This window comes from Thauera sp. 2A1 (assembly GCF_009469595.2).
In the GTDB taxonomy this organism is placed as follows: Bacteria; Pseudomonadota; Gammaproteobacteria; order Burkholderiales; family Rhodocyclaceae; genus Thauera.
The window spans coordinates 38455-48757 of record NZ_SSXV01000007.1; the positions used below are offsets into that span (position 1 = coordinate 38455).

10 protein-coding genes are annotated in these 10303 nt (G+C 71.9%); 4 read left to right on the forward strand and 6 right to left on the reverse strand.

Features of this window, described 5'->3' with window-relative positions:
• Nucleotides 1-29: 29 nt before the first annotated feature.
• Both GH664_RS08485 and GH664_RS08490 read right to left on the reverse strand, forming a co-directional pair.
• On the reverse strand, nt 30-3152 hold the full coding sequence (locus GH664_RS08485) for an AAA family ATPase (RefSeq protein ID WP_153167658.1): 3123 nt from the start codon (nt 3150-3152) through the stop codon (nt 30-32).
• Complete coding sequence (locus tag GH664_RS08490; protein ID WP_153167659.1) at nt 3149-4315, reverse strand: exonuclease SbcCD subunit D; 1167 nt, start codon at nt 4313-4315, stop codon at nt 3149-3151. The genes GH664_RS08485 and GH664_RS08490 overlap by 4 nt, the downstream gene beginning before the upstream one ends.
• A gap of 178 nt (nt 4316-4493) precedes the next feature.
• Between GH664_RS08490 and GH664_RS08495 the strand changes: the two genes are divergently transcribed.
• Both GH664_RS08495 and GH664_RS08500 read left to right on the forward strand, forming a co-directional pair.
• Nucleotides 4494-4805, forward strand: a complete 312-nt coding sequence (locus GH664_RS08495; RefSeq protein WP_153167661.1) for a BON domain-containing protein — start codon at nt 4494-4496, stop codon at nt 4803-4805.
• Between the two features lie 138 nt (nt 4806-4943).
• Nucleotides 4944-6311, forward strand: coding sequence for a CHASE3 domain-containing protein (locus GH664_RS08500; RefSeq protein ID WP_153167663.1), 1368 nt, complete (start codon nt 4944-4946; stop codon nt 6309-6311).
• 45 nt (nt 6312-6356) lie between these two features.
• On the opposite strand, the gene GH664_RS08505 is transcribed toward GH664_RS08500, so the two are convergent.
• From GH664_RS08505 to GH664_RS08515, 3 genes are all read right to left on the reverse strand, one after another.
• A complete protein-coding gene (locus GH664_RS08505; protein WP_153167665.1) occupies nt 6357-6755 on the reverse strand; it encodes a response regulator in 399 nt (132 codons plus the stop codon).
• A 16-nt stretch (nt 6756-6771) separates the two neighbouring features.
• Nucleotides 6772-7407, reverse strand: coding sequence for a response regulator transcription factor (locus tag GH664_RS08510; protein ID WP_153167667.1), 636 nt, complete (start codon nt 7405-7407; stop codon nt 6772-6774).
• A 103-nt stretch (nt 7408-7510) separates the two neighbouring features.
• On the reverse strand, nt 7511-7675 hold the full coding sequence (locus GH664_RS08515) for a DUF1328 domain-containing protein (RefSeq protein ID WP_153167669.1): 165 nt from the start codon (nt 7673-7675) through the stop codon (nt 7511-7513).
• Nucleotides 7676-7908: 233 nt separating this feature from the next.
• On the opposite strand from GH664_RS08515, the gene GH664_RS08520 reads away from it, so the two are divergent.
• Nucleotides 7909-8577 carry a DsbA family oxidoreductase gene (locus GH664_RS08520; RefSeq protein ID WP_153167670.1) on the forward strand — a complete coding sequence of 223 codons (669 nt, stop codon included), beginning with the start codon at nt 7909-7911 and terminating at the stop codon, nt 8575-8577.
• Nucleotides 8578-8620: 43 nt separating this feature from the next.
• Here GH664_RS08520 and GH664_RS08525 read toward each other — a convergent pair whose 3' ends face one another.
• Complete coding sequence (locus GH664_RS08525) at nt 8621-8848, reverse strand: hypothetical protein (RefSeq protein ID WP_194270360.1); 228 nt, start codon at nt 8846-8848, stop codon at nt 8621-8623.
• Nucleotides 8849-9104: 256 nt separating this feature from the next.
• Between GH664_RS08525 and GH664_RS08530 the strand changes: the two genes are divergently transcribed.
• Nucleotides 9105-10106: a YcjF family protein gene (locus GH664_RS08530; protein WP_153167672.1), complete on the forward strand. Its 1002-nt coding sequence runs from the start codon at nt 9105-9107 to the stop codon at nt 10104-10106.
• Nucleotides 10107-10303 lie beyond the last annotated feature (197 nt).

Consider the following 10303-nt stretch of genomic DNA (forward strand, 5'->3'; position numbering starts at 1 on the left):
CGACGGCTGCCTTGAGTCTCTCGTCGCCTTCACGCCCTCACTCGCACCCTGCTCCCCCACACCCCCTGCACCACCTCGATCGCCACGTCGATCTGCTGCTTCATCTCCTCGACGTGCGAGATCACGCCCACCATGCGGCCGCGCTGCTGCAGGTCGATCAGCGCCTTCATCGCCATGTCGAGCGATTCGGGGTCGAGGCTGCCGAAGCCTTCGTCGATGAACAACGTGTCGAGCTGCACGCCGCCGGCGTAGGCCTGCACGACGTCGGACAGGCCGAGCGCGAGCGACAGCGAGGCCATGAAGCCTTCGCCGCCCGAGAGCGTGCTGGCCGGGCGGGCGCGGCCGGTGTAGTCGTCGAACACTTCGAGGTCCAGCCCGGCGGCGCGGCGCGCGTCGGCGACGTCCTCGCGGCGCTGCAGCAGGTAGCGGCCGCGGCTCATCGCTTTCAGGCGCAGCGAGGCGGCGCGCAGCACGTCGTCGAGCAACGCGGCGAGCACGTAGCGCTGGAAAGTGAGCTTGCGGCCGTTGTCGCCGTTGGCGATGTCGGCGAGATGGCCGACGACGCGGTATTCGGCCTCGATGGCGCCGGATTCGCGCGCGATGTCGTCGAGCGCGGCGAGGAGCTTCGCGAGCCGGGCCTGCTCGCCGCGCTGGTGGGCGATGCGGGCGAGCACCGCCTCGATGCGTTCACGGCAGGCGGCGGCGCGGGATTCGAGCGCGGCCAGATCGGGCGCGACGATGCCGGCGATGGCGCGGGTGGCGCGCTCGGCGCGTTCGCGCGCGGCGGCGAGCTGTTCGTCGGCGCTGCGGATGCCGCGCGCGAGGCGCTCGATGTCCGGCGCCGGCAGCACCGCGGCGCGCCAGGCGGCCTCGGCCCGCTGCAGCGTGTCGGTTTCGAGCGGGGCGGCCGGATGTGCGCCGGAATCGGCGGCGGGATCGGCGGCGGGATCGGCGAAGCCTGCCGCGCGCAGCGCCTCGCCGAACTGCTCGCCGGCTTCCGCCACGCGGGTTGTAGCGGCCTGCGCGGCTTCGGCCAGGGTTTCGCGCTGCGCGCCGAGCGCGGTGGCGCGGGCCGTGGCAGCCTGCTGTGCGGCCTGGGCGGACTGCAGCGCAGCCTCCAGTTGCGCGCGCTTCGCGCGAGCGGCGGCGATGGCGGCATCGAGCGCAGCACGCGCGCGGAGGTTCTCCGGCACGGCGGCGCGGCGTTCCTCCGCCAGGCCCAGCGCGGCCTGCGCCGCGGACGCGGCGGCAACAGACGCCTCGCGCGCCTGCTCGAAGGCGGCGCCGGCGGTGGCGATGTCGGCATCGAGCGCCTGCAGCGCGTCGCGCAGCGGGCCGATGTCGGCGGCGGCTGTCCGCGCGGCATGCAGGGCGGTGCGCAGGTCGGCGAGCGGAGCCGGCGCCGCCTCCCCCAATGCGCTGTCTTCCGCCCGCAGGGCAGCCTCGCGCGTGCTCACCTCGGCCTGCGCCGCGGCGCGCGCCTGCGCGGCGGCGTCGAGCTTGCGGCGTGCGGCTTCGGTGGCGGCTTCCGCCTCGCGCACCGCAGCAGCCACAGCCTGCAGCGCCTGCTCGGTGGGCAGCTCGCCGTCGTAGCGGGCGGGCGCGGGATGCTCGGCACTGCCGCACACCGGGCAGGCGTCGCCGTCGTGCAGATGGCGGGCGAGGATGGCGGCCTGGGCCTGGCGCCAGCGCGCGTCGAGCGCGTCGAGCTGCGCGCGGCGCTGCTGCAGCGCCTGCTGCGCGTCATCGAAGGCCTGCTGCTGGCGCGCTTCGGCCGCCTGCTGCGCAGCCAGTTGCCGGGTGCTGGCGACGAGGCTGGCTGCGGCCTGCTCGCGGCGCTCGGCGCGCTGCACGCGCAGCGCCAGGGCTTCGGCCTGCGCGGCCTGCGGCTGCAGCGCGTCGATGCGTGCGGCGAGCGTGCCGCGGCGCGCGGCCAGCTCGTCGCGCCGCGCGACAGTGGTGGCAAGCCTGCGCCCGGCTTCGGCGCGCCCTGCTTCATGCGCGCGCAGTGCGTCTTCAGCATGGGCCAGGCGTGCGACCGCGTCGCCCAAGGCGTCGAGCCGCATCAGCTCGCGCTGCGCAGTCTCGCGCTCGGGGGCGCGGGCGGCCTCCGCCTGCAGGCCGGCGTCGGCCTGCTGCAGGGCCGCGGTGGCGCGGACAAGGTCGGCGGCGGCCTGCGCCTCGCGCTCACGCGCCTCGGTGGCGGTGCGCCGGGCGGCGGCGAGCGCGGTTTCGGCGGGCTGCACCTGCTGCGCGCGTTGCGCCAGTTGCAGCCGTGCGCGCTGCGCCTCGACTTCGCCGGCGCGGGCGATCAGCGCCTGCAGCGCCGCATGGGCGGCCTCGGCCTCGGCGAACAACGCGGCGCTGGCCTGGCCCTGCTGCAGCGCGGCGCGCGCGGCGGCATCCTCGTCGCGGGCGCGCTGCTCCTCCTCCACCAGCGTGGCGAGCGCGGCGGCCAGTTCGGCCTGCTGCACGGCCAGCGCTTCCGGCGTGGTGGCGCCGGCCTGCTGCAGCAGGGTTTCACGCCGCAGCCGCGCCTGCTCGCCGCGCTCGCGCAGGCTGGCGGCCTCGGTCTTCAGCGCGTCCTGCAGGCGCTTGTAGGTGGCGGTGCCGAACAGGGTCTCGAGGATCTTCTCGCGCTCGCCCGAACCGGCGGCGAGCAGCTTGCGGAACTGGCCCTGCGGCAGCAGCGCGACCTGGCGGAACTGGTCGGCCTTGAAGCCGAGCAGCTCCTCGACCTGCGCCGTCACCTCGGTGGTCTTCTGCGCCAGCGGCGTCCAGGTCTCGCCGTCCAGGCGCGACAGCTCGGCCTTGGCCAGCACCTTGACGAGACCGGAGCCGCGCAGCGCAGCACGTTCCTGCTCCGGCACGCGCTTGACGCGGTAGCGGCGCTCGCCGAGGGCGAATTCGAATTCGATCTCGGTCTGCAGCCCGTCGTCGGCGTGGTGGCTGCGCATCTCGCGCGCGCTGCGCTCGCCGCCCGAGGTGTCGCCGTACAGCGCGTAGGTGATGCCGTCGAGGATGGAGGTCTTGCCGGCGCCGGTGGGGCCGGAGATCAGGAACAGCGCGCCGGCGGGCAGGCGGGTGAAATCCACCTCCTCGCGCCCGGCGAAGGGGCCGAAGGCCTGCAGCGTGAGCTTGAGCGGCTTCATGCGTGGCGCTCCTCGTGTTCCAGGCCGTCGATGATGCGTTCCAGTGCGGCGGAGGCCTCCGCTTCGAGGGCGAGGCCGGTGGTTTCCTCGTGGAAGCTGGCGAAGAGGTCCTGCATGCGGATGCGGCGGTGGTCGGCAGCGGCGCGGCCCGGGCCGTCGCCCACCATGTCCGGGCGCTCGATGGCGAGCGCGTTGGGATAGGCGGTGCGCAGCTTGCCCATGGCGTCGAGCAGTGCGCCGCGGTCGGTGAGCCGCGCCAGCAGGTAATCGTCGCGCGCCGGGTCGGCGGCCGCGGCGGCGATCAACGCATCGAGCTCGCCCTCGACGATGCGCAGGTCGCGGCGCGGCGCGAGCGGGATGCGCTGCACGGTGCAGCGGCCCTGCGCATCCATGTCGACCAGGTTCACCGACTTCGCATGATCGGCCTCGGCGAACGAATACTTCAGCAGCGAGCCGGAATACTGGATGCGCGCCGCATCCTCACCTTCGGCCGCTCCGCCCAGCGCCTGTGGCCGATGCAGATGGCCGAGCGCGACGTAGTCGAAGCCGTCGAACACGCCGGCGCCGACCGCGCCGCTGCCGCCCACCGACAGCGGGCGCTCCGACTCGCTCTCGCTGCCGCCCAGCACGAAGGCGTGCGCGACCACCACCGAGCGCATGCCGGCCGGCTGCCTGGTGCATGCCGCGTGCAGTTGCGCGGCGAGCGCCGCGTGATGGTCGGCGATCGCCTCGTCACCGCAGGCGCCGCGGACCACCGCGGGTTCGCCGTAAGGCAGCGCGTGGATGGCGACGCCACCATGCGCGTCGTGCAGGATCAGCGGCGGCGCGTCGAAGTCGACCGGCCCGCGCACGGTGAGGCCGGCGCGCGTCAGCAACTCCGAGCCGAAGCCGAGACGGTCGGGGCCGTCGTGGTTGCCGGCGATCACCACCACCGGGATCTTCAGCTCCAGCACCAGCTCGGTCAGCACCAGGTCGAGCAGACGCACCGCTTCGGCCGGCGGCACCGAGCGGTCGTAGATGTCGCCGGCGATCAGGATGGCATCGGGCCGCGTGTCGGCGGCCAGGCGGATGAAGCCCTGCAGCACATGGGCCTGGTCTTCGAGCAGGGAAACGCCGTGGTAGACACGGCCGAGGTGCCAGTCGGCGGTGTGGAGGAAACGCATCGGGGAAGAAGTCTCGGAGCTGAGATGGGCAACAGCGGGGCGCGCTGCAGGACGAATCCTACAGCGACATCCGCGCCGTCGGACATGACGCCGCCGATGCGGGGTCTATATTGAGGTTGCGTAACGCGGCGGAAGCGCATGCCGCGCCACGACATCCACAACCAGGAAGGAGCTCGACATGAAACACACTGCCGCCACCCTCGCCCTGTCCGGCCTGCTCGCCTTCACCGCCGTCGGCTGCGCCGTCACCCGTGACCAATCGACCGTGGGCGAATACGTCGATGACGCCACGATCACCACGCGGGTAAAGGCCAAGTTCGCGGAAGACCCGACCGTGAGCGCGATGGCGATCAGCGTCGAGACGCTGCGCGGCACGGTGCAGCTCTCGGGCTTCGCCAAGAGCGCGACGGAGAAGAGCCACGCCGAAAAGATCGCGCGCAGCACCTCGGGCGTGAAGGGCGTCAAGAACGACATCGTGGTTCGCCCGTAGATCCGCGCGTCACATCAGGCAAGGGGATGGTTCGCCATCCCCTTTTCGCGCGTGGACGGGCGGCATCGGGCGGCCCGGACTCGGCCGGCATGCTGCTAACATCGTGCCGCCGGCCTGGCAACTCGAGGATGCGCCCCCATGTCACTGAAACCCGCACTCCCGCTGCGGCCGCGACCGGCGCGCGCACTGCTGGCCTTGCTCGCGGTCAGCCTGGTCCTCGGCCTGGCCTGGCTCGCTTCCAGCCAGTGGCAATCGAGCTCGAGCCGCTCGGCGCTGGAGCGCCTGCGCGCCGACGCCAACCGGCTGCACCACCTCGACGCGCTGCTGCTGCAGCTGCTCGATGCCGAGAGCAGCGTGCGCGGCTATCTGCTGAGCGGCAATCCGGTGTATCTGGGGCCGTACCAGGATGGCGGCCTGCGCGTGGCGGAAACGCTGGCCACGCTGCGCGCCGACGACTGGCGCGACGCGGCACAGCGCGCGAAGCTGGCAGAGCTGGCGCAGAGGGTCGACAGGAAGCTGGCCGTGCTGGCGAGCGCCGTGCAAACGGGAGTGAGCCCCGGCATCGACGCGCCGGAGGGCGGCCCGGGCAAGCAGACCATGGACGACATCCGCCGCATCATCGGCGAGCTGCGCGGCGACACGCTGGCCGAGATCGACCAGTCCCTGATCGCCTCCTTCGCACGCTTCGGCAACGCGCGCGAGCTCAACCTGCTGCTGGGCGCCGGCATCCTGGTGCTGCTGCTGGCGCTGGTCGTCGCCCTGTACCGGCAGGGCCTGCTGCGCGAGAAGCTGGCGGCGATGCTGCACTCGGAGAACGAGCGCCTGCAGGCCGAGGTGGAGCAGCGCACCACCGAGCTGAGCAGCCTCGCCACCTACCTGACCAACGCCCGCGAACAGGAACAGGCCCGCCTCGCACGCGAACTGCACGACGAACTCGGCGCCCTGATGACCGCCGCCAAGCTCGATGCCGGCTGGATCGCGCGCAAGCTGCCCGCCGACGTGATGGCGCCGCTGCGCGAACGTTTCGACCGCCTGCTCGACACGCTGAACCAGGGCATCGCGATCAAGCGCAAGGTGGTGAACGACCTGCGGCCGCCGCTGCTGGCCGACCTCGGCCTGGTCGAGGCGCTGCGCTCGCTGGCCGACTCCGCCGCGATCGGCGACCGCGAAGGGCGCATCGAACTCGAGCTGCCAGAGGAGGCGCCCGATCTGCCGCCGGACACCGCGCTGGCGCTGTTTCGCATCGCCCAAGAGGCGCTCACCAACGTGCGCCGCCACGCGAAGGCGACGCATGCGACGCTGGCGCTGCGGGTGGAGCCGGGCGCGCTCGTGCTGCGCATCGCCGACAACGGCATCGGCTTCGATCCGGCACGGCTCGGGCGCGCACGGCACGGGCTGGCGGGGATCGCCCATCGCGTGCAGATGCTGTCGGGCCGGCTGCAGGTGACGAGCGCACCGGGCAAGGGGACGGTGATCGAGGCGCGCATCCCCCGCACGCGGACCTGAAAACGGCCACGCGCGCCTGTGGGAGCGGCGCCAGCCTGGCGAGGCTCAGTCGCCCGCGACCGCCGCCTCGATGTAGTCCAGCAGCTCATCCATCTGGAAGGACTTGTCGAAGAAGCGTTCCACGCCGAGCTGCTCGCAGCGCGCGCGCACCGCCTTGTGGCCGTGGTTGGACAGCACCACCGCGCGCGGCGCACCGAAGCGCTGCGGCTCGGCCTGCAGCGTGCGCAGCACGCCCAGGCCGCTGCCTTCGCGCAACTCGAGGTCGACGATGGCCAGATCGGCCTGGTGCCGTTCCAGTTCGGAGAGGGCACTGCGCTCGCCGTCGGCGTCGGCGACGACCTCGACACCGGGCAGCTCGCCCAGCATGTCGCGCAGCATCGAGCGCAGCTTGGGCGAATCCTCGATCAGCACGACGCGAAAGGCGGTGCGCGCGGCGTCGCTCATGCTCTTTTCTCCCGCATCAATCCACGATCAGGCCGTGGCGCAGCGCGTACGCGGCCAGTTCGGCATTGCTCGCCACGCCCAGCTTTTCCAGCAGGCGGGTGCGGTAGGTGCTCACCGTCTTCACGCTCAGGTGCAGCGACTCGCCGATGTCGGACACCGACTCGCCGCGCGCCAGGCGCAGGAAGACCTGCAGCTCGCGGTCGGACAGGCGCTCGTGCGGCGCGCCCACCGCGCCGCCGGCCAGCTCCTCGGCCAGCAGTTCGGCGGTGCGCGGCGACAGGTAGCGGCGCCCCTGCGCCACCGTGCGGATGGCCTGCACCAGTTGTTCGCGGTCGCAGTCCTTGCACAGGTAGCCGTCGGCGCCGTTGCGGATCATCGCCAGCGCGTAGCGGTCTTCGGGGAAGCCGCTCAGCACCACGATGCGGAGCGCCTCGAAGCGCTGGCGCGCGGCGCGCAGCACGTCCACGCCGCTCAGCCCCGGCAGGGAGAGGTCGAGCAGCAGCACGTCCGTGTCGTCCTCGCGCAGCCGCTCCAGCGCCTCCTCGCCCGTCGCGGCCTCGAAGGACACGCGGAAATCGAGCTCCTCGGCGAGCAGCTCGCGAAACCCGGCACGCACGATCTGGTGGTCATCGACGATGGCGATACGCAACATGGGAACTCCGTACCGGCGCAGCCGGACGTCCGGCATGGCGAGCTTGCGGCCCGCCCGCCGCGCCGAAGAGGCGTGCGGGCGAGCCGGCCGCCGCGGCGGCCGCTCATCGGCCGCGGGCGATGTTGGCGAGGAAGCTTAGCACCGCCAACACCAGGAACACGAAGAACAGGATCTTGGCGATGCCCGCCGCACCGGCAGCGATGCCGCCGAAACCGAGCACGGCGGCGACAATGGCGATGATGAAGAACACCACGGCGTAATGCAGCATGATCGTCTCCTTGAGGAAGGGCGCCGCGGGAGCGGTGTGTCGCTGGCCCCTCGGGCGGGACGCCCGCCCGGCGCTCGATTCCACTGTAGGCGCCGAGCCGCCGCGGCCCCATCGGCCGCATCCGAAACCCGCGTCGGACAATTCCGACACGCAATCGCGGCGCGCACCAAGGCAAGAGGCGAGGTTTTCCGCTAGCCTGTCGGCCTTTCCTCGCATCCCGCACAGCGCTCGCCATGATCCTCGACATCGATCTCGTCTCCGACTTCGTCTGCCCCTGGTGCTTCCTCGGCAAGACCCGCCTCGAACAGGCGCTGACCGAGCTGAAGGCATCACGGCCGGACATCGAGGCGCGCATCAACTGGCTGCCCTTCTTCCTGAACCCGGACACGCCGCCTGAAGGCGAGCCCTACCGCGCCTTCCTCGAAGCAAAGTTCGGCGGGCCGCTGAAGGTCGACGAGACGCTGGGCCGCATCGCCGAAGCCGCCGCGCCCGACGGCCTCGTCTTCGCCTTCGAACGCATCCAGACGCGGCCGAACACGCTGAAGGCGCATCGCCTGTGCTACCGCGCGCAGTCGCTGGGCTGGGCGCAGGACAAGGTGCAGGCGCTGACGCAGGCGCTGTTCTCGGCCCACTTCCAGCAGGGCCAGGACCTCGGCGACAGCGCGGTGCTCGCAGACATCGCCGCCGCCTGCGGCGAAAAGCGCGACGACGTGCTCGCCTGGCTCGACAGCAAGGCCGACACCGACAAGGTGCTGCGCATGGCCGACGGCATCCGCCGCCAGGGTATCCAGGGCGTGCCCTTCTTCATCCTCAACCGCAAGCTGGCGGTGTCCGGGGCACAGACGACGGCCGTGCTCGGCGCGGCGATCCTGCAGTCGCTGGAGACGGGCAAGCCGTCGTGAGGGATGGTGCAGCGGGCGGGCTCAGCGCGAACGCTGCGCCACGCTAACGCCTATCGTCGTCACGCCAGCGCAAGTCACCGCGGTCGCGGTCGCCCCAGTCGTGCCGATGCCGGTAGCCGCGGTCCCGGTAGTCTCGGTCCCCGTCGCGATAGCCATAGTCCCGATAGCCGCGATCTCGATAGTCGTAATCGCGATAGGCGTAGTCCAGCGGCAGCACGACGCACCCGCCGAGCATGGCAGCGGTGCATAGCACGATGGTGGAGCGGATCATGGCCATTCCCCTTCGTTGATCGGTGCTGCTTCGACCCGGCGCACCGTGCTTCGTCTTGCGGGGGTTTGTAAGACTGTGTACTTGGCGGCGAAAGCGCGGTGACTTTCGCACCGCTTGGCCGCCTGTCATCCGATACATCCGGTTGCGGGTTTTCGCGCTAAGGCCGAGAACCCGATCGCTGCCGCACCTGTCCACCGCGCCGACGCATTTCAATCTGCCGCGTCCTCACGCGACAACTGCTCTTCAGGAAGCAAGAATGAACCCCGAACAGACCCGCGCCATCGTCTCCCTCTGCCTGCTCGCCGCCTTCGCCGACAAACACAAGGACGACCGCGAGCGCGAACACATCCGCCGCGTTGCCGAATCGCTGTCGGCCGACAGCGGGCTCGACCTGATGAAGCTCTACCAGGACGTGCTGCTCGGCCGCGTCAGGCTGGAGGAGGCCGCCGCCTCGCTGGACACGCCGGAGCTGCGCCAACTCGCGTTCGAGATGGCGGTGGGGGTGTGCGATGCCGACGGCGTGCATAACGCCGAGGAGACCGCCTTCCTCGACCGCCTGCGCGGCGCGCTCGGGCTCTCCGCGGCCAGCGCCGACAGCTACACGCGCCAGGCCGACGAGATCGCCAGCCTGCCGCTGGACGTCGCAGCGGCGGGCGCCGGCCCGTCGGCGGCGCCACGGCCGGCATCGGCGCCGCTGCCGCCGCAGGCACCCGGGGCCGCCCCCGGCGCGCGCGTCGCCAACCTGAGCGACGCCGAGCTCGACAAGATGATCCTCAACGCCGGGATCCTGAACGGTGCGCTGGAGCTGCTGCCGCAGTCGCTGGCGTCGATGGCGATCATCCCGCTGCAGACACGGCTGGTGTATCGCATCGGCAAGGCCTACGGCTACGAACTCGACCGCGGCCACATCACCGACTTTCTCGCCACCGTGGGCGTGGGGCTGACCTCGCAGTACGTCGAGCAGTTCGGCCGCAAGCTGATCGGCGGCCTGCTCGGCAAGATGCTGGGCAAGACCGGCCGCGCCATCGGCAGCGCCGCCACCGGCTCCGCCTTCTCCTTCGCCAGTACCTGGGCGCTGGGCCATGTGGCGAAGCGCTACTACGCCGGCGGCCGTTCGCTGAGCGGCGAGGCGCTGAAGAATTCCTTCTCCGGCCTGGTCGGCGAGGCGCGCGGTCTGCAGCAGCGCTACCTGCCCGAGATCGAGCAGCGCGCGCGCACACTGGACGTCGGCAAGCTGATGCAGGAACTGCGCGCCTGAGGCCGGCGCCCCGGGCCGGTGTCCCGCCGAACCCGGTCCGGCGGCGGGGAATGCGCTCCGCGTTCTGCGCAACTCGACCTCGCTGCGCTCGGGACTCGAGCAGTGCTCGCCCGCTCCGCGCATTCCCCGCCGCCGGACCTAGCCGCTTGCCGGCCTCTGCCTGACGGTCTCGACAAGCTCTTGCGCGATTGCCCCGG

Excerpts from the sequence above, each read along its gene's own strand:
- GH664_RS08485 (WP_153167658.1), bottom strand. The coding sequence starts at position 3,152 with ATGAAGCCGCTCAAGCTCACGCTGCAGGCCTTCGGCCCCTTCGCCGGG.
- GH664_RS08490 (WP_153167659.1), bottom strand. The coding sequence starts at position 4,315 with ATGCGTTTCCTCCACACCGCCGACTGGCACCTCGGCCGTGTCTACCAC.
- GH664_RS08495 (WP_153167661.1), top strand. The coding sequence starts at position 4,494 with ATGAAACACACTGCCGCCACCCTCGCCCTGTCCGGCCTGCTCGCCTTC.
- GH664_RS08500 (WP_153167663.1), top strand. The coding sequence starts at position 4,944 with ATGTCACTGAAACCCGCACTCCCGCTGCGGCCGCGACCGGCGCGCGCA.
- GH664_RS08505 (WP_153167665.1), bottom strand. The coding sequence starts at position 6,755 with ATGAGCGACGCCGCGCGCACCGCCTTTCGCGTCGTGCTGATCGAGGAT.
- GH664_RS08510 (WP_153167667.1), bottom strand. The coding sequence starts at position 7,407 with ATGTTGCGTATCGCCATCGTCGATGACCACCAGATCGTGCGTGCCGGG.
- GH664_RS08515 (WP_153167669.1), bottom strand. The coding sequence starts at position 7,675 with ATGCTGCATTACGCCGTGGTGTTCTTCATCATCGCCATTGTCGCCGCC.
- GH664_RS08520 (WP_153167670.1), top strand. The coding sequence starts at position 7,909 with ATGATCCTCGACATCGATCTCGTCTCCGACTTCGTCTGCCCCTGGTGC.
- GH664_RS08525 (WP_194270360.1), bottom strand. The coding sequence starts at position 8,848 with ATGATCCGCTCCACCATCGTGCTATGCACCGCTGCCATGCTCGGCGGG.
- GH664_RS08530 (WP_153167672.1), top strand. The coding sequence starts at position 9,105 with ATGAACCCCGAACAGACCCGCGCCATCGTCTCCCTCTGCCTGCTCGCC.